This is a genomic window from Nocardia sp. NBC_00881, assembly GCF_045207455.1.
GTDB lineage: Bacteria > Actinomycetota > Actinomycetes > Mycobacteriales > Mycobacteriaceae > Nocardia.
This window is the reverse complement of the sequence record NZ_CP108798.1, coordinates 634457-658092: the sequence shown is the minus strand read 5'-3', so window position 1 is coordinate 658092 and position 23636 is coordinate 634457. Positions and strand designations below refer to the sequence as shown.

18 protein-coding genes and 3 pseudogenes are annotated in these 23636 nt (G+C 65.9%); 18 read left to right on the top strand and 3 right to left on the bottom strand.

Annotated features, from left to right (window positions below; all coding sequences use genetic code 11):
• The first annotated feature begins 8 nt into the window (after positions 1-8).
• The 3 genes from OH799_RS02475 to OH799_RS02465 are packed head-to-tail and all read left to right on the top strand — an operon-like array spanning position 9 to position 3225.
• The gene (locus OH799_RS02475) at positions 9-662 is read left to right on the top strand and encodes a TetR family transcriptional regulator (RefSeq protein WP_406275117.1); all 654 of its coding nucleotides are present in this window, start codon (positions 9-11) and stop codon (positions 660-662) included.
• The gene (locus tag OH799_RS02470; protein ID WP_406275114.1) at positions 662-1594 is read left to right on the top strand and encodes an ATP-binding cassette domain-containing protein; all 933 of its coding nucleotides are present in this window, start codon (positions 662-664) and stop codon (positions 1592-1594) included. Before OH799_RS02475 ends, OH799_RS02470 begins: the two co-directional genes overlap by 1 nt.
• Positions 1591-3225 carry an ABC transporter permease gene (locus OH799_RS02465; RefSeq protein WP_406275111.1) on the top strand — a complete coding sequence of 545 codons (1635 nt, stop codon included), beginning with the start codon at positions 1591-1593 and terminating at the stop codon, positions 3223-3225. Before OH799_RS02470 ends, OH799_RS02465 begins: the two co-directional genes overlap by 4 nt.
• A 339-nt stretch (positions 3226-3564) precedes the next feature.
• On the opposite strand, the gene OH799_RS02460 is transcribed toward OH799_RS02465, so the two are convergent.
• The gene (locus OH799_RS02460; protein WP_406275108.1) at positions 3565-4419 is read right to left on the bottom strand and encodes an LLM class F420-dependent oxidoreductase; all 855 of its coding nucleotides are present in this window, start codon (positions 4417-4419) and stop codon (positions 3565-3567) included.
• A 137-nt stretch (positions 4420-4556) separates the two neighbouring features.
• Between OH799_RS02460 and OH799_RS02455 the strand changes: the two genes are divergently transcribed.
• The 15 genes and pseudogenes from OH799_RS02455 to OH799_RS02385 all read left to right on the top strand — a co-directional run.
• A complete protein-coding gene (locus OH799_RS02455) occupies positions 4557-6077 on the top strand; it encodes a threonine/serine exporter ThrE family protein (RefSeq protein ID WP_406275106.1) in 1521 nt (506 codons plus the stop codon).
• 8 nt (positions 6078-6085) lie between these two features.
• Positions 6086-6262 carry a hypothetical protein gene (locus tag OH799_RS02450; protein WP_406275103.1) on the top strand — a complete coding sequence of 59 codons (177 nt, stop codon included), beginning with the start codon at positions 6086-6088 and terminating at the stop codon, positions 6260-6262.
• Positions 6263-6412: 150 nt separating this feature from the next.
• A complete protein-coding gene (locus tag OH799_RS02445; RefSeq protein ID WP_406275100.1) occupies positions 6413-8107 on the top strand; it encodes a bifunctional metallophosphatase/5'-nucleotidase in 1695 nt (564 codons plus the stop codon).
• Positions 8108-8408: 301 nt separating this feature from the next.
• A complete protein-coding gene (locus OH799_RS02440) occupies positions 8409-10436 on the top strand; it encodes an SDR family oxidoreductase (protein WP_406275097.1) in 2028 nt (675 codons plus the stop codon).
• A gap of 18 nt (positions 10437-10454) precedes the next feature.
• On the top strand, positions 10455-10673 hold the full coding sequence (locus tag OH799_RS02435; protein ID WP_406275093.1) for a cold-shock protein: 219 nt from the start codon (positions 10455-10457) through the stop codon (positions 10671-10673).
• Entirely contained in the window at positions 10670-10960 is a 291-nt protein-coding gene (locus OH799_RS02430) for a TauD/TfdA dioxygenase family protein (protein ID WP_406275090.1), read from the top strand. The genes OH799_RS02435 and OH799_RS02430 overlap by 4 nt, the downstream gene beginning before the upstream one ends.
• Before the next feature lie 138 nt (positions 10961-11098).
• Positions 11099-12095: pseudogene (locus tag OH799_RS02425) on the top strand (glycine betaine ABC transporter substrate-binding protein).
• Positions 12096-12097: 2 nt separating this feature from the next.
• Positions 12098-12349 (top strand): annotated as a pseudogene (locus tag OH799_RS02420) (Fic family protein); the annotation flags it as partial.
• A gap of 233 nt (positions 12350-12582) precedes the next feature.
• The gene (locus tag OH799_RS02415; RefSeq protein ID WP_406275087.1) at positions 12583-12795 is read left to right on the top strand and encodes a hypothetical protein; all 213 of its coding nucleotides are present in this window, start codon (positions 12583-12585) and stop codon (positions 12793-12795) included.
• Between the two features lie 95 nt (positions 12796-12890).
• A complete protein-coding gene (locus tag OH799_RS02410; protein ID WP_406275085.1) occupies positions 12891-13175 on the top strand; it encodes a hypothetical protein in 285 nt (94 codons plus the stop codon).
• Positions 13176-13885: 710 nt separating this feature from the next.
• Entirely contained in the window at positions 13886-14242 is a 357-nt protein-coding gene (locus OH799_RS02405; RefSeq protein WP_406275082.1) for a YbaB/EbfC family nucleoid-associated protein, read from the top strand.
• 9 nt (positions 14243-14251) lie between these two features.
• The gene (locus tag OH799_RS02400) at positions 14252-14551 is read left to right on the top strand and encodes a hypothetical protein (RefSeq protein WP_406275079.1); all 300 of its coding nucleotides are present in this window, start codon (positions 14252-14254) and stop codon (positions 14549-14551) included.
• Positions 14548-15777, top strand: a complete 1230-nt coding sequence (locus tag OH799_RS02395; RefSeq protein ID WP_406275077.1) for a DUF6973 domain-containing protein — start codon at positions 14548-14550, stop codon at positions 15775-15777. Before OH799_RS02400 ends, OH799_RS02395 begins: the two co-directional genes overlap by 4 nt.
• 208 nt (positions 15778-15985) lie before the next feature.
• Positions 15986-16321, top strand: coding sequence for a hypothetical protein (locus tag OH799_RS02390; RefSeq protein WP_406275074.1), 336 nt, complete (start codon positions 15986-15988; stop codon positions 16319-16321).
• Between the two features lie 210 nt (positions 16322-16531).
• Positions 16532-18101, top strand: a pseudogene (locus tag OH799_RS02385) (3'-5' exonuclease); the annotation flags it as partial.
• A 225-nt stretch (positions 18102-18326) separates the two neighbouring features.
• Here the strand turns inward: OH799_RS02385 and OH799_RS02380 are convergent.
• Positions 18327-22358: a TIGR02680 family protein gene (locus OH799_RS02380; RefSeq protein WP_406275071.1), complete on the bottom strand. Its 4032-nt coding sequence runs from the start codon at positions 22356-22358 to the stop codon at positions 18327-18329.
• Complete coding sequence (locus OH799_RS02375; RefSeq protein ID WP_406275068.1) at positions 22355-23611, bottom strand: TIGR02678 family protein; 1257 nt, start codon at positions 23609-23611, stop codon at positions 22355-22357. The genes OH799_RS02380 and OH799_RS02375 overlap by 4 nt, the downstream gene beginning before the upstream one ends.
• Positions 23612-23636: the final 25 nt, after the last annotated feature.

Below are 23636 nucleotides of genomic sequence, written 5' to 3'. Positions count from 1 at the left end.
CTGAACATGTGTTTAATCAACAGCCCGTTTCGCAAGGACCCGCCGACGATCTGACCACCGCGGCCCGCATCCGCGACGCCGCGATCGAGGTATTCGGCGAACACGGATTCCAGGTCGGTGTCCGGACGATCGCCGCCGCCGCCGGCGTCTCACCCGGGCTGGTCAATCACCACTTCGGTTCCAAGGACGGCTTGCGTGTCGCCTGCGACGACCGCGTTCTGCAACTGATCCGCGATGAGAAGGTCAAGGCGATCACGGCACCCTCCGTCGCGAAGGGCATGCTCAACGCCCTCGCCGAGATCGAGTCGTACGGACCGCTGGTCGCCTACATGGTGCGCAGTCTCCAGGCGGGCGGACCGATGGCGAAATCGCTGCTCGATCATATGGTTTCCGACGCCGAAGGGTACCTCGAGCAAGGGGTCGAGGCGGGCACTGTCAAACCGAGTCGCGACCCGGCGGCACGCGCCAGATACCTGATGTTGCTCAATGTCGGCGCCACCCTGCTGTACATGCAGATGCGTCAGCGACACGGCGAGAAGATCGACTACCGCAAGGCTGTTCGAGAACTCACCGAAGAACTCACCGCACCCGCCCTGGAGTTCTACACCCAGGGCCTCCTCACCGATCCAACGATCTTGGACACATTCACCAAGGAGAACTGATGTCCGACGTCATCGAAGTCCACGATCTCCGCAAAACCTTCGGACACGTCACCGCGCTCGGCGGACTGAATCTCAGCGTGACCGAAGGCGAGATCCATGGCTTCCTCGGACCCAACGGCGCAGGCAAGTCGACCACGATCCGGGTGCTGCTCGGCATCCTGCGGGCCACCGCGGGCCTGGCTCGGCTCTTCGGCCGCGATCCGTGGGCCGACGCGGTCGCCCTGCACCACGAACTGGCTTATGTCCCCGGCGATGTCACGCTATGGCCCTCGCTGTCCGGCGGCGAAACCATCGACCTGCTCGCCAGGATGCGCGGCGACATCAACGAGAAACGCCGCGCCGAACTGATCGACCGCTTCGACCTCGACCCGCGCAAGAAGGCGCGCGCCTATTCCAAGGGCAACCGCCAGAAGGTCGCCCTGATCTCCGCGCTGGCCTCCGACGTGCGCCTGCTGCTGCTCGACGAGCCGACGTCCGGCCTCGACCCGCTGATGGAGCAAGTCTTCCGGGAGTGCGTGCACGAGGCGCGGGAGCGCGGTACCACCGTCCTGCTGTCCAGCCACATCCTCTCCGAGGTCGAAGTGCTGTGTGACCGGGTGACGATCATCCGCGCCGGGCGCACGGTGGAGAGCGGCTCACTGTCGGATATGCGCCACCTCTCGCGCACCTCGATCACCGCCGAATTACTCGGCGATCCCGGCGATCTCAGCCGTATCCCTGGCGTGGAGGACATCGAGCGGGACGGCGCCACGCTGCGCTGCCAGGTCGAGGGCGAGCACCTCGGCGAGCTGATCCGGGTACTCGGCGACACCGGCGTGCGCAGTCTGATCAGTGCTCCGCCCACGCTCGAGGAACTGTTCCTGCGGCATTACCACGTCGACGGCCAGACACCGGACACTGCCGCGACCACCGGGGAGAAGGTGCGGTCATGACCATCTCCACCGCCGACCGCGCCGCCGCGGCACCGACATTCGGCGACTCCAGCGATTTCGCGGGCACCCGCCAGCTGCTGCGGCTGTATCTGCGGCGGGACCGGATCGTGCTGCCGCTGTGGACGCTGCTGATCGGCCTGATGCCCGCTCTGCAGATCGCCAGCATCAAGGATCTGTACGACACCCAGGGCGAGCTCGACAGCTTCGCCAGAACCACGGCCGACAGCCCGGCACTGCGCGCCATGTACGGCCCGGTATTCAGCTCCGAGCTCGGTTCGATCGGCACCTGGAAAGCAGGCGCCATGTACACCATGATCGCCATAGCCACGGTGCTCACGGTAATCCGGCACACCAGGGTCGAGGAGGAGACCGGGCGCGCGGAGCTGGTGGGCGCCACCAGCATCGGCCGGTATGCCGGGCTCACCGCCGCGCTGATCATGACCTATTCCGGCGCGCTGTTCGCCGGAATAGTGTGCACCCTGTCGCTCTCCGGCAATGACCTGCCTGGCGCGGGTTCGCTCGCCTTCGGCGCCGCGCTCGCGGCATCAGGCATCCTCTGGGGTTCCGTCGCCGCGGTGGCGGCCCAGGTGAGCGCGGGCGCGCGGGTGGCGCGCGGCGTGGCGTTCGGCACGCTCGGCGCCGCGTTCGCGCTGCGGGCCGTCGGCGACGCCGGAAACGGTGTGCTGTCCTGGTTTTCACCGATCGGTTGGTGCCTGCAGATCCGGCCGTACGCGAGCGAACGCTGGTGGGTGCTGGTCCCGCTGTGCGCCGTCGCGGTGCTCGGGACCGCCGCTGCGTACGCGCTGCTCGGCAACCGCGACACCGGCTCGGGGCTGCTCGCCGAGCGTCCTGGACCGCCAGCCGCGGCCCCCAGCCTGTCCGGCCCGCTCGGACTGGCCTGGCGGCTGCAACGCGGCACGCTGCTGGCCTGGACCGTCGGTTTCGCGCTCTACGGCCTGCTGATCGGCGGCGCGGTCAACAGTGTCGGCGACATGCTCGATGGCAGCGCCACCATTCGCGACATGGTCACCCGGATGGGTGGCTCCGAGCAGTTGCAGCAATCGTTCATCACCTATGCCATTGTGATGCTCGCCGCGGCCGCGTCGGCCTACTCGATCTCTGCCGCCCTGCGGCTGCACGACGAGGAGTCCAGCGCACGCGTCGAGGCCACGCTGTCCGGCGCGGTCGGCCGCTCCCGATACGCGCTCAGCCATATCGGTTTCGCGCTACTCGGTCCGGCGGCGGCGCTGCTGGTCGCCGGAGCGGCGATCGGCGTCGTGTACGACCTCTCGGCGGGCGATCTGGGTACGAAGTTGCCACAATCGATCGGAGCGGCGGCCGTGCAATTGCCCGCGGTCTGGGTGGTTACCGGCATCACAGTGGCCCTGTATGGTCTCGCGCCGCGGTTCACACCCGTCGCGTGGGGCGTGCTCAGCGCCATGGTGGTGCTCTACTTCGTCGGTTCCCTGGACGGGCTGCCGCAGTGGATGGTGGATCTGGTGCCTTACATCCATCCGCCGAAGCTGCCTGGCGCGGAGTTCCAGGCACAGCCGGTACTGTGGCTGCTCGGAATCACCGCGATCCTGCTCGGCGTCGGTATCGCCGCGTTCCGCAGGCGCGACCTGCGCTGACCCGCCCGATCCCGCGGCCCGCCGGCTCCGGCCCACGCTTGGTCGTGCTCGTCTCGCGACGGCGACGACACCAGCGCCGTGCCCGACCCGTGCGAGGTGGCGCGGGAGGTGAAGCAGCGTGGCGTCGACCTGACCATGCACTCGATCGGCTTCGCGGTGGACGCGAGGGCACGCGCCCAGCTGACCTTGGCGCAGGCGACCGCCGACGGGGCCACCGGGTCGGCGACCAAATGGCTTCTGGTCGCGGGACTCGACGCGGGCGCCGTCGTCGGCGTGATCGCGGGCCTCTTGGTGTCCCGCAGGCGCGGCTGGCATCGTGGGAATTCGAGCGCGCTGGCGTCACTGGGTTTCCTCGATCCCCAGTTTTCCCGCCAGCCGTGTGAGATAGGCTCTGACGTCGTCCGCCGATCGGTCGGGTACCCCGAAAACCACTTCCGTGACGCCGAATTCGCCCCACTGCGTCAACTGTGCCGCGTCATGCCTACCGGCAAGGGCAACGATCTCGGGCGTGTCCGCGCGATCGTGCTCATGCCAGATCCGGTGCAGAAGTGCGATTTTGTCATCCAGGCCGTCCTCCTTGGGGGTCGTGATCCACCCGTCGGCGTTCTTCGCCAGCCACAGGAATGTCTTCTCGGTCCCGGCAGCACCGAGCAGCACCGGAATTCGCTTTCGCACCGGCTTGGGCCACGACCAGCTGGCACCGAAGGTCACGAACTCCCCGTCGAAGTCGGCCTCCTCCTCGGTCCAGAGGACGCGCATGGCATCCAGATGCTCACGCAGCACAGTCCTTCGCTTGCCAGCGGGCACGCCGTGGTGGGCCAACTCGTCGGTGTTCCACCCGAATCCCACGCCGAGGCTGACCCGGCCGCCGGACAGATAGTCCAGCGAGGCGATGGTCTTGGCCAGCGTGATCGGATGATGTTCGGCGGGCAGCGCCACCGCGGTGGACAGCCCGATGCGACTGGTCACGGCGGCCGCCGTGCCGAGTGCCACCCAGGGATCGAGGGTGCGCAGGTACCGGTCGTCGGGCAGGCTCGCGTCGCCGGTGCGCGGATGCGCCGCCGCGCGGATCACCGGGATATGGGTGTGCTCGGGCACATAGAACGTGTCGAAACCGGCACGTTCGGCGGCCACCGCCGCATCCGCGGGGCTGATTCCCCGGTCGCTGGTGAACAACACGATTCCGTACCGCACCGTACACGCTCCCATCGCCGAATTAGAACAAGTTCTATCACGGTTCGCGAGACCGACCAAGAGCCTCGGCAGGACCGACACGCCCACCCTGACGCGCCCGGATGCCAATGACACGCCCAGTGACTAGGTTCGCGGTCATGGGTCCTGACGCATTTTCCGGAGGCGACATCACCGCCGAGCGAGTCGACCACCTCGGCTGGCGCCGTGGGCTGCGCCTGCGGCGGGCACGCCGGATTCCCGTCGTCAGCCAAGCCGTCGGTTTGCTCGTCGCGGACCGTCAGGCGACCGCGGACACCATCGTCTCGGCGCCGACGCCGCTACAGCCGATCGACCTCACCGACGACGCCCGCGTCGCCGAGGTCCTCGATCTCTCGGTCCGCGTGGGCGAAGTAGTGCTCGCCTCCGGCACCGGCGTCGTCGACACCACGACGACGGTGCGATTCATCGCCGCCACCTACGGCCTATCTCGCTGCAGCGTTGATGTCACCTACGACGCCATCAGAATCTGGGCCGACCGCGGACCGCAGCTGCCACCGGCAAGCGCCGCTCGGATCGTCCATTACCGAGCCCTGGATTTCACGCGCCTCGCCGCGGTGGACCGGCTTACCCGGCGGATCCGCAACGAGCTGGTCCCGCCAGACCAGGCGCGCGCCGCGCTCGACGCGATCACCTCGGCTCCGCACCCCTATCAGCGCTGGACCGCCACCTTCGCCTGGTCACTCATGGCGGCGGCGATCGCCGCACTGCTCGGCGGCGGCGCCCTCGTCGCGGCCGTCAGTTTCGCCAGCACCGCGGCGATCGACCGCACCAACCGAGTTCTCAATCGCTACGGCCTGCCGTTCTTTTTCCAGCACGTGGTCGGCGGCGCCATCGCCGCGATACCGGCCATCGTGCTGGCGACCCTCGCTGCCTGGCTGAATGTCGACGTCGACCCGACCCTGATTATCGCGGCGGGAATCACCGTGCTGCTCAGTGGATTACAATTGGTCGGCTCAGTACAGGACGCGATCACCGGCGCCCCTATCACCGCGACCGCCCGCATGCTGGAGGTGATGATGATGACCGGCGGGATCATCGCGGGTATCGCACTCACACTGCGCATCGCCGATCTGGTCGACGCCACCGTGCCGCCGGTCTATCTCACCTCCGCCCGCGACATCACCGACCTGCCGATGAAGATCATGGCCGGCGCCATCGCGGCGCTGGCCTTCGCGCTCGCCTGCTATGCCGAACGCCGCGCCCTCGCCGCCGCGGCGGGCAGCGGCGCCGCGGGCACCATCTGCTTCCTGCTCGCGCAGCAAGCCGGGTTCGGTCCGGTGATCTCCTCCGCCGTCGCCGCGACGCTGGTCGGCCTGGCCGGTGGTCTGATGGCCCGCCGGGCGCTGACTCCCCCGCTGGTCGTCGCGGTCGCGGGAATCACCCCGCTGCTACCCGGTCTCAAGGTCTATCGCGGCTTGTCCGCGCTACTCAACGACGAACTGTTGATCGGAGCCAACCAACTACTCGCGGCAGTCGGCGTCGGCTGCGCGCTGGCGGCGGGCGTCACCCTCGGCGAGTGGTTCGACCGGACCGTCCGCAGGCCCCAGATACTGCGGCGATTCGGCTCGCTGCGACGCCCGATCGTGCGGCGTCGCCGCCGGTCGGCGCCGGTTCAGTGAACGGCGAGATGCGTACGGGCCCCGCGCCCCACCCGGCCCTCGCGCCCACCTGGTCCCCTGTGCTCGACCGGCTGCCGCTCGGCGATCTGGAGCGCCGCCGAGTGCTCGACGAGGTCCTGCGCGCCTTCGCGGTGAACACCGCGGTCTTCCAGGAGCTGGCCGAGCAGTTCCCGGCCGCCCGGTAGGCGTCTTCCGCCGCGACGGGGCGGCAGAGGGCCCAGGGGAGAATCAATTGGCCCGTACGGCCGTGGCTGCGAACCGCGAGTGGCCCCCTTCCGTGGGTGCGGATTCCGCAGTGCCCTGCGTGGACAGGCATGGCGTGAGACATTCGTGACATGAGAACGCGCCGCCGCATCGCGATAATTCTTGTCGGTCTTGTGGGTTTGGTCGGGGGATGCGGTCGGACGGATGCCGGTGGGGGGCCTGCCTCCTCGACGGCCCCGCGAGTGGTGCCGTTGGTTTCGACGAATGATCTGCCTGCGGCGCACCCCGACGAGGTGCACCTGTTCGGCTTCAACGACCTGCACGGAAACTTGCAGCCGCCGGGCGGGCCGACCGGAAAGATCGCGGGTTATGACGCGGGCGGGGCGGCGTATCTGGCCACCCACCTGAGGCGCTTGCAGGCCGCGTATCCGGTGAGCGCCGTGGTGGCGGCCGGAGACAACATCGGGGCCAGCCCCCTGATCTCCGGGCTGTTCCACGACGAGCCGACTGTCACCTTCATGAACAACGTCGGGGTGGCCGCGTCGTCGGTGGGCAACCATGAATTCGACGACGGCGTATTGGAATTGGGGCGAATCCAACAGGGCGGTTGCGCCCCGGACGGCTGCTCCCCCGGCGCGCCGTTCACGGGCGCGAGATTCCCATATCTGGCCGCGAACGTCACAGACGCGCAGGGCCACCTGCCGCCCGCGCTGCGCCCGTGGATGTTGCTCCAGGTGGGCGGGCACAAGATCGGCATAGTTGGGACGGTCACGCCCGACACGGCGAATATCGTTCTACCCGAAGGTATTCGCGGCTACACCTTCGGCGACGAAGCCGACGCCGTCAACCGCTACGTGCCAGAGATGCAGGCGGCCGGCGCGGAGGCGATCGTGGCCCTGATACACGACGGTGGCGCCCAGCGACCGGGCAAGGACGCGCCGCTCGACTACAACGGGTGCGCCGACATCTCGCCGAACGTCACCGGGCTTGCCGAACGGGTCGACCAAGCGGTACGCGCGGTGATCACCGGCCACAGCCATCAGCCCTACGTGTGCACGATCGGCGGGAAGGTGGTCACCCAGGCCGCTTCGTACGGGCGGCTCATCACCGACATCACCCTGCACTTCGGCGGCGACGGGGTGCGGGCTTCCGCGATCAACCGAGTGGTGTCACGCGAAGTCACACCGGACGCCTCGGCGAACGCGCTCATCGACTTCTTCAACGAGCAGTCCCGTTCCCGCGCCGACCGCGTCGTCGGCGCGACCGCGGACGCCCTGTCGCACGAACCGGGCCCTGCGGGCACCTCACCGCTCGGTGACGTGATCGCCGATTCCATGCTGTCGGTCACCGAGGGCCGCGCCGGGGCCCTCGCCGCGTTCATGAATCCCGGGGGTGTGCGCGCCGATCTGGAGGCGGGCCCGATCACCTACGGCGATATCTTCGCCATTCAGCCGTTCGGCAACCAGGTCGTCACGCGCACGCTCACCGGCACTCAGATCCTGCGCCTGCTCGAACAGCAGTGGGACAACATGAGCAAGCCGACTGTCCTGTCCCCCGCCGGCATCACCTACACCTATTCCGACACGGCCCCCACAGGCGCGAAGGTGATCGCCGACAGCGTCCGCGTCGCGGGAAAGCCGCTCAACCGGGTCGCCGCCTACCGCGTCACCACCAACAGCTTCCTGGCCTCCGGCGGCGACGGTTTCACCGTTTTCACCGAGGGCATCGACCATGCCACGGGCCCGACGGATTTGGACGCCTTCGAAACGTTCCTCCGCGACAAGCCACCGCTGCAGACGCCACCCGCCCGGGTCGAGAAGAAGTAGCGGCACCGAACGCCGCCAGGTTGCTGGATACCCGACCGGAATCAAGATAACTGGAAATCTTTGTAACACACACCCTTTGACCTGGGCAGACGGTGACCATTGCCACAGCTGAACCGGACCATGATCGCTTGCTCGCATCACGCGCTGTCAGTTACTGTTCAGTAACAAGTCAGGACGAAGGTGTTCCTACTTTCGGCCCGACGGACTGTCATGGGGGCCGAATCGAAGCTGTCCGCATCCACTGCCGCATGCTGGATGACTTGTGCGACAACATATTTCGAGCGAACGGCAGGAGAGGGCGATGGCCTCCTACATCGTTACAGGCGGTACCGGATTTTTGGGCCGGCGGGTTGTGCAGGATCTCCTGGATCGCGATCCCGAGGCGATCGTGCACGTGCTGGTGCGCGAGGCGTCGCTGGCAAAATTCACCGAGCTCGCAGCAGGTTGGCGTGGCGGCGAGCGCGTCTTCGCGCTGATCGGCGACCTCACCGCCGACGGGCTCGGCCTGGCTTGCGAAGCGCCGGCGGCCGACCACATCATCCATCTGGGCGCCGTCTACGACATGACCGCCGACGAGGACACCGCGCACGCCGCCAACGTCGCGGGCACCCGCTCGGTCCTGTCGCTGGCCTGCGAGTTGGACGCGGTACTGCACCACGTCTCCTCCGTCGCGGTGGCAGGCGATCACAAAGGCAAGTTCTTCGAAGAGGACTTCGATCTCGGGCAGCAGCTGACCTCGCCGTATCACCGCACAAAATTCGCCGCTGAGAAGCTTGTTCGCGAGTCGCGCGGTGTGCGCTGGCGGGTGTACCGGCCCGCGATCATCGTGGGCGATTCCCACACCGGCGAGATGGACAAGATAGACGGCCCGTACTACTTCTTCGCCGCCATCGCCAAGCTCGGCGCGCTGCCGACCGACCTGCCGATGCCCCTGCCCGATCTCGGCGCGACCAATATCGTCCCGGTCGACTACGTCTCCGCCGCCATGGTCGAGCTGGTCCGGCGCCCCGGCCTGGACGGACACACCTTCCACCTGGTCAACCCGGAGACACAGCCGTTCAGCGAGATCTACGGCGCACTCGCCACCGCGGCGGGCGCACCGACCGGCGTCGGCACGGTGCCCGGCAGCGGCCTCGCGCTCAGTGGGCTCGCGCACATCCCCGGCGTCCCTGCCGTGCGCGATTTCCTCTTGGAGCAGTTGGGCATACCGGCCGAGGTGGCGCCGCACACGTCGTTCTCGGCCGAGTTCATCAGCGACTCCACCCGCGCACAGTTGCGCAGCGCGGGCCTCACCGTTCCGTCGTTCGACAGCTACGCCGAGCACCTGTGGCAGTACTGGCGCGACCATCTCGATCCGCAGCGCGGCCGCGTTTCCTTCACCGGTGATCCGCTCGCCGGCCGGGTCGTTCTCATCACGGGCGCCTCCTCCGGCATCGGTCTTGCCACCGCACACGCGGTCGCCAGGCGCGGCGCCACGGTACTCATGGTCGCCCGCGGACATGACGACTTGGCCGCCGCCGCCGACGCGGTGCGTGCGGAAGGCGGTGTGGCACATTCCTATCCCTGCGATATCACCGACTCCGACGCGGTCGAGAAGCTCGTGCAGTGCGTGCTCGACGACCACGGTCACGTCGACTACCTGGTGAACAACGCCGGCCGCTCGATCCGTCGTTCGGTGCTGAACTCGACCGATCGGATGCACGATTTCGAGCGCACCATGGCGGTGAACTACTTCGGCGCTGTGCGGCTCATTCTCGGATTGCTTCCGTCCATGCGAGCACGCCACTTCGGGCATGTGGTCAACATCTCCTCGATCGCGGTGCAGACCAAGGTGCCCCGGTTCGCCGCATATGTGGCGAGCAAGTCGGCGCTGGACAACTTCAGCGAGATCGCGGCGGTCGAGAACCGCGATGCCGGAATCACCTTCACCTCGGTGCGGATGCCGCTGGTGCGCACACCGATGATCGCGCCCACCGACCTGTACCGCGCGATTCCGGTTCCTGACCCGGAGCAGGCGGCCGCCATCGTGATTCGCGCACTGGAGGACCGTCCGCATCGGATCGACACCCCGGTCGGCACTTTCGCCCAAGCGGTCGAGCTGCTGATGCCGTCGGTGAAGCGTCAGATCATGCACCAGGGCTTCCGTCTGTTCGGGGAATCCCATGCGGCACAGGGCAGCACCGACTCCACGACCAAGCAGCCCGCCACTCCGGACGCGCGGCAGAGCCGCAGCCCCCTCGCTGTGCTCGCCCCGGTCATCCTGCCGCTCATGGCCCTCCCCGGCCCCGCGGCGCGCGTCGCGCGCATCGTACCGGGATTGCACTGGTAGGTGCGCGATGATCGGACGATGATCGAAGGCATTGTCAAGTTCTTCCACGCCGAGAAGGGTTGGGGCGCCATCGCGTCGGCCGAGTTGCCCGGCGGGCACGACGCGTGGGTGCACTTTTCCGTTATCGAGGGCACGGGGTTCCTGGCACTGGAGGCGGACGATCGCGTCGCATTCCACTACGAGGCCGCTAGGCAGGACAGCTTTCGTTATCGAGACACCCGAGTCAGGAAGCTGTGATCCCGGGCACCGGCGACTCCGCGCTCATCGACCTGTTCCAGGAGCGGGTCACTCGCCTGGAGAACACAGTGCGCTGGGATTGGCACAACGACGATGTCGCACTGTGGGACAACCGAGCCACCCAGCACTACGGAGTCGCCGATTTCGGCGAGCACCGCCGCCAACTACACCGGGTGACGTTGGCCGGCGACATCCCCGTCGCTGTGAATGGCCGTCTCAGCGAGACCGTCGCGGGCAACCCGGAGAACTATTCGCCGATCGTGGCGGCGCCAATCCTGCCGCTGTGAAGCGCGGCAGGCAGCGGCTACGCCGTTACCTCGGCCAGGCGTGTGCACTATTCTCTTCTCCTGCAACGTCTCCCATGCTCGCGACTGCGTCGTGGCAGAAATTCCCAGGCCAAGTGCTTCAATGAGACGAGTTCAGCCATGAGGCAACATCGGCGGACAACTCCACGACGCCGGTACTGCTTTGCGATAATCGTGGCCGCGACCACGTTCGCCGCCGCATGCGGCGTGCAGGCCGGCTCCTCCCTCCCGTTCACCATGGGCCCTGGTTCCATCCAGCACAACGACAACCTCAGCGGTGTCACCCTGACCGTCGGCTCGAAGGAATTTACCGAACAAGTCCTCCTCGGCTACATACTCGCGTTCTCGCTGCAAGCCGCGGTCGCCGAGATCCGGGACCTGACATCCATCATCGGCTCGCAGAGCACCCGCGCCGCCCAACTCTCCGGCCATGTGCAGCTCACCTACGAGTACACCGGCAACGGCTGGATCAATTATCTCGGCCACGACAAGCCCCTGCCCGACCCGATGGAACAGTTCAAGGCCGTGCGCCACGCGGACGTCGCCGAGAACAACTTCGACTGGGTGGCGCTGGCTCCGATGGACAACACCTACGCGCTGGCGCCAGCAAGGCCGTTGTCGAACGCACCGGCGTCCGCACGCTGACCCAGTACGCCGAACTCGCCAAAACTACATCGGACCAAGCCAAAACCTGCGTCGACACCGAATTGAACGTCCGCGAAGGCGGCTTCCCCGGAATGGCCCAGGCATACAGCCTCGAGCCGGCCACGATATTCCGCTCAGTGCTCCAGACAGGCATTATCTACAACGCCACCGCGGGCGGCGCCGAATGCCCTTTCGGCGAGGTCTACACCACCGACGGTCGCATCAAAGGACTCGACTTGGTGCTGCTCACCGACGACCGGTCGTTCTTCCCGCACTACAACCCGGCCGTCACCCTTTCGACCGTCCTCGCCCCCAACACCCCGAGATCGAACAGATCATGACCCCGGTCTCCCAGGCGCTGACCAACGACGAGGTCATGGAACTCAACCGACGCATCGACGTGGAGGGCGAGGATATCGCGGCCGTCGCGCGGGATTGGCTGGTGGACAAGGGGTTTGTTTCGGCCGGGTGAGTCGCGCCAACTCGACGGATGAGACGCTGCTCGCGGCGCTGCTCGGCACGCCGATTTTCAATGCCGACACCGCACAACGGATCGCCGGAACCACCGACGCCAGCACTTACCGGGCCCTCGGACGACTGACCGATGCAGGAATCCTCGAGGTGCTGTCGGAGAGCAACCGTAACCGCGTTTGGGCAGCGACCGAGGTCCTGGCTGAACTCGACGCACTCAGCACCACCATCGGCAAACGCACTACCGAACATCTGGCACCACGACCCGGTAGCTCACACTCAATGCCTCGAGCCGCAACCCGGTCGGTGAGGGTGTGTTGTGGTTGGCCGCGGTTGCCAAGTAGCCTGACGAGCCGAACAAATCCGAAACATGCTGTGTCGCACAGACTTTCGACTCAGCGTTCCGACGGGCTCGTTCGTGAAAACCTACACGGCATGGACCTGCTCTGGACATAATGGGCCCATAGACCAAGATCGAAGGGGGAGTCATGACGTTCGACGGTGGCCAGTGGTTGATACGAGTTCACACCAGCGGTGACACACTGCGGGCCGAGCGGCTGACGCACGAGCTACTCGGCGAACTCGACGTAATCCTGTTCATCGCGACTCGGTCCGACGAGGTAGCGACCGAGGTCAGGCAGATGCTTGGGTCCGAGACTCCGACACCCAAGCTCGATGTCAGACCCGGCTGGTACTTCTAGCCTCGGCCATTCACCCTATTTCCGGCGCTGTGCGCCGGAAATAGGGTGAATGGCCGAGGTTAGAGTCCGAGCCGATCCGTGTGCTAAACGAAGCCGTGGATCGCTCCGATTCGCTACTTGCCGATCATGAGGATGCGACGCGGCACGTCGAGCGTGTTATCTCATTGTCGGAGGGCTTCAGCAGCATGTACGGCATGGAGCTGTTAGCTAGCGTCCACTGGGCCGCAGCACACGGGAATTCCCAGAACAGACATGAAATCGTCGATTACGTCCGAGCCTGGACAGAGCGCAAGGGTTCGCTTTTCACCGATGCGCATATTGCTGCCGCGATCGCACGGCTTACCGAACAGCATTGGCTTCCAGTGGAACTCATAGATTGAGCCTCTCCGGGTAGCGATGTGCCATGGCGGTCAGGTGGTGCGGCCGTGTTCGATCTGCAGCAGCACGAATGCTACGGCGACGATGGCGCAAATCCGGCAGGGGCACAGGCTGATTCGCCGCAAGGCAAGGCTCTACGAGACGCTACACCAGTGCCGCACGGTTCCTCAGGAACTCCCGTACCTCGGGCATTGTGGCGTGACTACGAACCCGATTGGCCATCGAGTCGATTCGCTGATGCAATCGTGTGGAGGCAAGGTCACTGATGGTGTCGAAGTTGTCGACAAGCAGCGCGCAGCCTCGGGCGGTGCCCCGGCGCGGGGTCGACGCCATTCCACTCGACCTCACCGATCCACCTCAACCAGGCCGGGACGGCGACACCACCTGCCAAGTGCTCGTCTCCGGGTGACTCCCGCGCCAGCGCTCGACGCCGTTAAAAAGGATGCCGGATGATGATCGCGGCTGTGCCGTGTCCTGCCGGAGGTGATCCGCCGGACGCGCGGCAGTCCTCACACCGATCGATTCGATTGCGGGATCATCTAGTTCATGTCGCTGTGCGCGCACATGATTCACGATGTGGGTGACTACCCACAGCTGCGGGTTCGCGCGGAAACCGGGGATGCGGACAGAGTCGCGTGCGCCCGCGACTACATCGGACAACTGTTACCGTTGACGCGGAAATGGATACGAGCAGGCGATCCGGGGGAGCAAGATGATCGAAGACGCAGACGAGCTGGCGGCTCGGGTCAAGCGGATCAATGAGGCGACAGAACGGGTGCGCGGGCACGCGCAATCCGCCGACGGCACCGTCTATGTCGAAACCGACGCCCGCGGAGCGATCACCGATCTCCGTCTGTCGTCCTATGCGCGGGAGCATGATCCGGATCGGCTGGCCGCGCTCATCGCCGACCGACATCGTGTCGCGTACACGAATGCCGAGGCGGAGGCCGAGCGGATCTTCACGGAGTTGTCATCGGAGTACCAACCGTCGTCGTTCGGCCCGGCGAGCCGGCGCGATGTGCGCGGTCCCGGTCGCGGCGAGTCCGGCGACCGCGGATACGTGATCTGAGGTCACTGAATGTTCGATATGGATCCGGGCCGAGTCCGCGAACTCGCCGGTCAGATGCGTGGGCGCGCGGAGACGATCGGCGGCAAAGCGCCGATGGCCGTGCCCGCCCGTGATGAAGCACGTTACGGAGCGGAGCAGTCACTGGCACTCACCCGGGCGCAGGAGACTTTGCAGGCGCTCGACGGAGTGCTGAAGTTCCATGCCGGTCGATTTACCGGTGTCGCCGACATCTTGGACCAAGCGGTGACCGATTTCGAGAACCTGGACCAACTACGGGCCGCCCAGTTCAACCAAGCGGGTCCGCGATGAGCGAGGCGAAAAAGCTGCTGATCTCGCAGGTCTTGGAGTGGGATCTGAGTCCCGCAAAAGAGCTCGCGACAATTCTTTCCCGGGTAGCCGGGGACATCGAAGCGGAAGTCGAGGCAGCCGCTCGCGCGGTCGGTGACTCGCAGCCGTACTTCCAAAACGCAACCGGCGATGCGGCGCGTCAGCGCACCCAGGACGATCGCAAAGACGCGCTCACCACAGTAGACCTTTACAAGTCGATGTCCGGTACGATCGCTTCCACGGCAGCCATTTTCGACGGCATGATCCTCCTGATTCGCGCCGTCATCAAAGAAGTCGAAGACTCCGAGTGGGACCTGTTCTACCACGATGACGGTGGAGTGTCGTCTCGGAAATCCAACTGGGAGTGGATGAAGGAGTACTGGTGGGCGCCGGGCACTGCGGTCGCCAGAAAGGAGCTCGAGGAAATCCGGCTCACCGGCGGACTACGCCAGGCCCTGAGCAGAATCCAGGAGTCCGATCTAACCGCCGAGGGAAATATCCAGAATCTGCTCGAGCAGATACCGAACTCTGCCAAACAGGCACTGGTCGCCATGCCGACCGACCCTGCTCTGACGAAGATCCTCGCCGACTACCAAACCGATGCTTCGGCATCCGCCCCGGTGGTCTGGCCGAGCGGCTGGCTGCTCGACTACATCCGCAGCATGAACCCGAGCTTCCAGCCGAGCTCACTCCCTCGCGAAGAGGCGAATGCCTTGGAGATGCTGGTCGCCCAGCACGGCGCAATCGGCCTCTGGGACTTCTACCAGATCAAGAACGAGGCAGAGCAGGCTGGTTTGGATCAGTACAAAGGGTTGGCGAATGAAGACCTTCGGGGGAAGGCCGACGCCGACGGACACGGAGACGCATTCCGTCACGCGTACTGGAATGCGCGGATGACACAGGAATTCGGCGACGATTGGACCAAGGCGTACACCACCGCACACGAGAAGACCGGCGGTAATCCACCCGCCCGCGAAGCGATGGATCTGTTCAACAACGAAAAAGGCCGGGAAATCGGCCGGGACAACTCCGATGCCAGTCCAGAGGAACTGAAGGCCAAGATCGGTGCGGCTATCAGAGATGGGAAGATGGTCGTGCTCGACACTCCGACCAATGGCACAAATCCTCAGATCGCATGGAGCAATGGTGTACGGCCTGGCCATACAGACATCCAGCCGGGAGTCGGCATACCGCTTCCGGGGAAGTAACGGTCTAACGATGAACAGTAAATACTTGACCCTTGTCGCGACACTGGTGCCGATGCTGAGTGGCTGCATCGGGCCGTTCGCGTCATCGCCATCACACGAATTACCCTGCACCGCAGAAGTTGTCAACTTCAGCGGCAGGCTCGAGACGCTCGGTTCGAGCACGAGGTTCACCGAAGCACTAGGGAACGCGATGCGGGATTCCGACTCCGTGACGCTCATCGATGTCACCCGGGCGGCCGGATGGGCCGACGGCTGGGAACGAATGGTGGATGTGCAACCGGGAATGGACCCCGAGGATCTGAGCCGTGCCGCAATGGCTAACGTTGCGCCAGGCTGTTGGAAGGGAATACCCGACAAGGTCGATTACAGCAGCAACTCCGCAGTGCCGTCAGGGTACTACCTGTTCTTCGCCGACGACAAGCCCGTCCAGAAGGTGCTTTGGACAGGCGACAAAAAGCCGCTTCGTCTGAACGACCGGCTCGCCCTCACACCTCCGTCGGTGTTGATCCGCGACCCGGAGGAAGGTCTCATACCCGCGCCGTGAGATCCCCGACCGCCGGTGATCATTCAATGGGAATCGACACCGTGGCTCGGTGTCGTTCCGAGGGTGAATAGTCCGCCGTAAGTGGCTTTCCGCTCCCAGGAGAGACGATGAAGCGGGCCATGCTCGCGCGCGGGCTCGGCGACAGCGAACTGCACACCGCCGTCGGCGCACGCGGTGCATTGACACTCGTTACCCGCCAAGGCTATTCGGGACCGGATCCGCGACGCCTACGGTTTCACGGACAGACCGGTGGACGGCACCCTCAGCGAGGACGACCAGATCCTCGCCGCGATCGACCATCCTGCGTCGGAAGTGCAGTTCACCATTATCGATGACAATGACGAACTGCGCCGTGTGATCGAGGGCGGCGACTTCGCCAAGTGGCGTACCTTCCTGCACCCGACGCAACGCAAGTACGCCGAGAAGAACTACCGGGGAACGTTCCGGCTGTGTGGTGGCGCGGGCACCGGGAAAACAGTCGTCGCCTTGCATCGAGCCAGGAATCTCGCGAAGCGGAACAAGGACGCACGAATCATCCTGACCACCTTCAACAAGACCCTCGCCCTGGACCTCAAGGCTGATCTCCGGATCGTCGATCCGGCGCTGACCATCGCGAACAAGCCTGGCGAGCCCGGTATTTATGTGGCGGGCATCGATCAGCTCACCAACGCCGTCCTGAACCAGTCCCCCGATCTCGGCCCCGCCTTCGACGTGGCGGGAGGTGGTGCAGACTGTGGCCAGCGGGCTCGATCATCGGCTCACGCACCCGAGCTTCCTCGAAAACGAGTACGTCGCAGTGGTACTCGGCAATAGTGTGACCAGCCTGGAACAGTACGCGAAGGTCATGCGAACCGGACGTGGGGTGCGCCTGACCCGACCGCAGCGCATCGCGGTCTGGAAGCTGATCGACGGGTTCCGCCGACGCAGCCGGATGGACGAATCGGTCAGCTTCCCCGAGGTGCTGGTCTTGGCGGCCGAAGAGCTTCAGCTGCGTGCCGAGTCCGCAGCCGAGCGCCTGGCCGACCACGTCATCGTCGACGAAGCCCAGGACCTGCATGCCACGCATTGGGCACCACTGCGCGCACTCGTCGCCGAGGGACCCGACGATCTGTTCATCGCCGAGGATTCGTATCAGCGAATCTACGGTCAACCGGTGGTGCTCAGTCGCCTCGGCATCAACATTCGTGGTCGCCGCTCGAACCGGCTCACGCTGAACTACCGGACCACCGCACAGAATCTGCATTTCGTGGTGAACATTTTGGCGGGCGAAGAATACCGCGATCTCGAGGAGGGCGAAGAGTCGACAAAGGAATACACTTCCGCCCGACTCGGGCCGAATCCGCGCCTGCTCGAATGCGATTCCGCCACCGACGAACTGTGCAAGATCGCAGATCGGGTCAAAAGATGGCTTGCCGACGACGGCATCGCCCCGGGTGGTATCGCGGTCCTGACTCGTGGAAAGAGCGATCGCGGCCAACTGGTGCGCGCCCTCGGCGAACGCGCCGTCGAAGCCCGCGCGCTCGACGACAAACCCGCGAGCGCCGACCACGTCCAGGTGCTGACCATGCACCGATCCAAGGGCATGGAGTTCCGGTGTGTCATCCTCACCGAGATCGACGACGCCCATGTCCCCTCCCCCGCGACACTGCGCGGATATCCGCAGGAAGAGCAGGCCGAGGCGATGCAACGCGAACGTTCGCTGCTGTATGTCGCAGCCAGCCGTGCCCGCGACCAGCTGGTCGTGACCTGGAGCGGGAAACGGTCGGAGCTACTCGGCTGATCCGGTGCACGGTCGATTCGCGCTGTCACGCAACTCCACACTCCAATTCTCTGCACGACTGCGATGTCAATCGGCTCGAGGGCGGTGTCAGCGAAGCCCTTGAAGCGGAAGCGAGATTGTCGTCATCGGGAGTGTGTAAGCGCGGCGCTCGAGCAAACGGGTCGTGCCGCAGTTGTGTCCACTATTGCTCGGTCTGTGGCCGTAGCGGCGCGGTGCGAAGATGACTCATACTGGCAGCAACTCTTCCCCATCCCACGTAAACCGCGCCGTCGTCACCGCATCATCCCCATCTCCGCCCACGATGTGATGAATTCCGATCCCACTCAACTCCGCATACGTGCACCACTCGTGATCCGACGTCAGCATCAGATCCAAATCCAGCGCCGACAGCAGCGCGAAAATCTGCCCCCGATTCACGCTGTCGACCCCGACGAACACCTCGTCCAGCAAAATGACGCGCGGAGCCTGCGGCGCTGCCTGATAGTGGGCGGCGACAGCAGCGAACAGCGGCAGGTGCAGCGCGATGGCCTTCTCGCCGCCTGACAGCGCGCCGTGCAGCTTCTTGGTCAGCTCCTGGAAGCCTTCCCCATTGCCGCGATCAACCTTGACCACGAACCGATGCCATGCTGTGTAGTCGAAGACCTGGGCGAGCTGCTGTTCCCAGCTGGTGGCGGTGTCGTCGGTTTTCGCCTCCTCGATCCGGTCACGCAGGAAGCGGTGCAGGGATTCGCGGTCGGCGTCGCTGAGGCGGACGGGATCTTTGAGCAGCAGATCGCGGGCGGCCTTGGTGCCGGGTGGGAGATCTTTGCCTACCTGCCAGACGAGTTGGACGGCGACATCGGAGGCGGTGCGCACGCGCTTCAGACGCGCGTTCATGCTGTCCACGAGGTCGTTGGCCTGGCGGATGCGGGCGGCGAGGTGGCGACGGGTGTCGCCGGTCAGGGTTTGGTCGAACAGGCGCCGTTCCTGCTCGGTGATTTCGTTCCTGCTCTGTTCGGCTTCGGTGACGAGGAGCGTCGATAGTTCGGCGCAGCCGACCCGGACACCGTCGATGACCGCGGTGAAAACCTGGATGTCGTCGTCGGTTTCGAGATCGAGATCGGCGCGGGCGCTGAGCGCGGTGCGGCATTCGTGCACCGCTTCATTGAGGCGGCGCACCGCTTCGTTGAGGTTGGCCAGGGCGTATGGGATGGTGGGCCACGCCGCGGCGACCAACCGGGCGGCGTCGAGGGCGGCGCGCACACCCTCCGAACCGGCCAGCGTCTCGCGGAACTTCGCCACATCGGGGATTGCACTGTCGTCGGGGAAGGTTCCCGCAGCCAGATGGCGAAACCGCAGGGCGACATGGTCTCTCGTCACAGCCGCATTATCACGTGCTGCGGAGTCGACGGCGTGCTGGGCCGCGAGACGACCAACCTCCATGGCGAGCTTCGTGAGGTCCGTGCGGTCGTGTTCGAGGTCGTCGGTGAGTTCCTTGATTCGGATGCGCAGATCTGCGATTTCGGCCAATACCTCACGGTAGTCACGCCCGACGGATCCTTCGATCGCTTCGAGTTCGGACGCCGATTTTCGGTGCTCGTCCTCTGCTTCGGCGGCGGCTTCGGCACGCTCCGCCGCGGCGTCGGCGGAACGTTGAGCGCGGTCGGCGCGGTCGGCGGTGGTCGCACGCGCCTGACCCAAGTCGCGGCGAGCGTCGAGCCACACCTCGGCTTGACCGACGAAATCGTCGATGGCGCCGCGCAGGGCCGTGAGTGCGGTGCGTTCGGTCGGGAGTCCGGTGTCGGCGGCGAGCGCAGAGAGGGCGTGCAGAGTGCTTTTGACCGCGGCTTCCTTGATGGACACGATCTCGAGGCGTTCGCGCAGCTGGCGATCGGCTGCGGCCAGGTCCGATTCGGTTCGGGTAAGCCGGTTTTCGGCCGCGAGCACGCTGTCGTGTCCGGGGCAGCCGTCACGTTCGGATTCGATGAGGGCGCGGTGGGCGACCAGCTGCCGCCGTTGGGTATCCAGGTCGTCGAGCCGCCGGTCATACCCGGCGATCTCGTTGTCGAGCTGACGGATGCGACGCTGTCTGGTGCGTTGGCGGGTCGAGGCGCCGATGTAGGCGGCCTGGTCTTTTCGCCAGCTACCGGTGAGATTGCCGATGCGCCAGCCGCCGTCGGCGCCGACGGCGACTACTGACGCGATGGGCAGGCGGTCGTCGAAGGCGATGGTGGCCAGCAATCGACGCACCACGTCCGGGCTGACCTCGGCGTTGGATGCGGGAACGAGCGCGTCCGCCAAGGAGCGCCCGGTCACCGGCTCCAATGCGGTGTGGTCTGCGAACACATCGTGGCCTTCGACCTCGCCGCGCGGCCCGATCCAGGCATCCACGAGTCCAGCGGATTCGAGGGCGGCCTCAATGCCTGCCGCGGTGGTGTCCAGCACTCCCTCGGCGAAATCGACCAGGCGCCAGAGTGGCGCGCCGGACATCCGGCTCCGGTCGGTGGTGCGCCAGGGCGGCGGGGTCGGGGGAATGTCCTGTTCATCGGCGAGGCGGTCCCGTTCGGCGACCAGGTCTTCGCGCTCGCTCGTGGCGTCGGTGATTTCCCGCTCGCACCCGACCGCTTGCCGAGCCACCTCCTCCAGCGCTGAGGCGGCCGCCTTGTTCACCGTTTCGATCACCGCCGATTGGCTGTCCGCGAGATCGGCGACAAGATCGGGATCATCGAACGACAGTGCGCAACATCCGATCGCCCAGTCCCGCAGGCGCTCACGCAATGCGTCGAGTTCGCGGGCGCGCTCCTCGGCGGCTCGGGTCTGCGATTGTCTGGCTTCTGCGAATACCGTCCTGGCCGCCTCCAACGCGGTTTCGGCGTCGGTGCGCGAATCGACCGCACGTTCATGGATGTCGAGTGCGCGCGTCATGTCGTCCAACCGGTCGCGTCTACTGCGCACCGCTGCCCGCAGCAGAGTTCGAGAGTGGTCGGAGTCGGGGTCATGCGCGAGCTCGTCGTACACGCTGACGAGTCCGGCGCGGTGGGCTGCCTGTTGGGCTTCGATATCGCTGTTGTCGGCTATCCGCGCCCTGCCCTGTTCTGCCTCGACAGCGGCGGCGTGGTCGGCCGCGTCGCTCGCGGCGACCCGTTGCAGCCGCTGTGCGTCGGCATCGGCCCGGTTGGCCCGCGCTTCGGCGCCTCGGGTCTGTATGCGCAGGTCGTCGAGTTTCAAGCCCTGCTTGTAAGCGTCGGTCTTCATCAAACCATCGCGTCTGGATTCCGACTGCGACACATCGGCTTTCGCCGCGTCGATGCGTTGCTCGGTCGCACGCTTGCGCTGCTCGGTGCGCTCGCACTCCTCGGCGGAGCGCTTGGCTGCGCTGGAGATTCGGTCCAGGTCGGTGGTCGCCGAGATGAGCGCGGCGGCACCGGCACGCAGCACCCGCTGGGCGTAGGTTCGCTGATAACGCGCCAGCGTGCGAGTGGCCGCCACCTCGGCATCCAAGCGCACCAATCGTTCCCGCTGTGCGTCGAGGCGCTCGAATCCCTCAGCAAGATCTGCGATTTCGTCGTGGCTCAGCGGCGGCAACGCGCGAGAGAGCAGCGTGGACAGTAGGGCGGGGTCGAGGCGCTGCGATAGTTTGGGTGTGCGCAGTTGCAGTAGTGCGGTGATCAGCGCGTCGTACCGCTGTTCGTTCAACGTCGGGAACAGGGTCGCACGCACCGCGGCGCGGTAGTCGGCCGCGCTGTCGTGCACAGTACCCGCCGCGCCGAGCCGCTCATCCAGTGCCGCGCGGGTCAGCGGGCGACCGGCATCGGTCAGGATCAGCTCGTCGCCGGAATCCCACGCGCCGACGCGCAACTCGGTCGTGAAATAGTCCGCGTGCACCGATGTGGTGCGACTGGTGGCCTGGAGTCGAGCGCCACAGGTGAACCACTGGTCGAGGTCCCCCACCAGCCGAAACTCGAGCCACACGTACCCGACCCGGGTGGCGCCAGATGCGCCCTCCCCCATCAGGTTCCAGTGCATTGTCCGCTCGCTGGTGCCGAAGGTAGACAGCCGGTTGGCCCGCAGATTCGCGTCGAACAGGAACGGCAGCAACAGCTCCAGGGCCTTGGATTTGCCGCTACCGTTCGGACCGCGCAGCAGCAGACGCCCTTCATGGAATTCGAAGACCTCGTCGTAGTAGCGCCAAACATTGAGAATTCCCGCGCGGGTCGGGATCCATCGGACGCTCTCGCCAGTCTCGGGCAACGGTTGCGGCAACTCGGTCACGGTCATGACGGTTCCTCGGTCGTATCGGCTGTGCGGATCGCGCTCACGCGGTAACGGGCCGCGGCGGGTAGCGGGGTGACCAGGCCCGATGCCGACGCGCGGACCAGCCCGAACGACTTCAGCACCGCAAGCGCATCGGAAACCAGTTGTCGTGCACCGTCTTCCCCTTGGAATGTACGGGCCCAGCGGGGAAAGCGGCCCAGTATTCCGGCGGCGCTGCGCTGCAACTGTTCGACGGTGGTTGGGCCCGGCATGGCATCGAGGAGCAGCAGCGCCGCCACCTTCGCAGTGCCCGCGTCGTCGGGAAACCGGCCGTCGGTGGCGATGCCGTCCGGGTCGACTAAAAGCAAGCCTTCGGCTCGCTCTTCGAGGACGAAGCCGCCCTGTTCGGCGGCGCGACGCAGCAACTGTCTGCCGGTGGGTGAGGCGAGGTAGGCGCGTTCGTCCGCGGTGAGGTCGTCGAGGTACACGACCGGGTCCTCGACCATGCGCCGAAACACGCTGTGCCGCAACCACAAGTTGCGCTGCACATCGGAGACACCGGCGTGCTCGGCATGCCTGCCCGATCGCGCACCCGCCAGACCGTAGCGACGTTCCCTGGTGAGTTCCGCGAGGACGTCATCGAACCGCAGCGGCACCTCTTCCGGGGGCACGCCCAGCTGCGAGGGCCCCGACGGGACCGCCAGCAGCCGCAGCAGCAGCGTGGCGTCGACCCGGAACAGCACCTTCGCCGTATCCGACTCCACGAACGAGTCGGCCGATCCGTCGATCGCCTCCAGCACGCTGAACGATTCCAGGAGCCGCAGCGCGTCCACGAACGCCATCCGCTCACTGCGGCTTGCCGTATCGAAGCTCGCCACCACAGGATCCTCCGCGGTGGCGGCACGCACCCGTCCGGCGAGCAGACCGATCGTCGTCACGGGCGCGGCGAACAGTTCCGCGGCCACCACACACAGCAGAACATACCGTCGGCGATCGAATTCCGCTCTGCCCGACCGCAATCGGCGCGCCGGCCGGGTCGGGTCGATTGCCGCGCCCACCTTGACCAGCCGGGCATAGCCGAGCCGGGGCTCGACGATCAGCGTCCAGCCGCAGTAGTAGTCGAACCATTTCGCGATCGGACCGCGCCGCCGCCGGATCACGTCGAACACGTCCGGTGCGGCACGTTCGGTGATCAACGGGTCTGCGAGCAGGTGCCGCACGCCTCGGGCGACCTCCTCCCGCTCGGCGATCACCAACTGGTTGGCGAGCTCGCTCATGGCTGCCTCCTGAGATTCACCCACC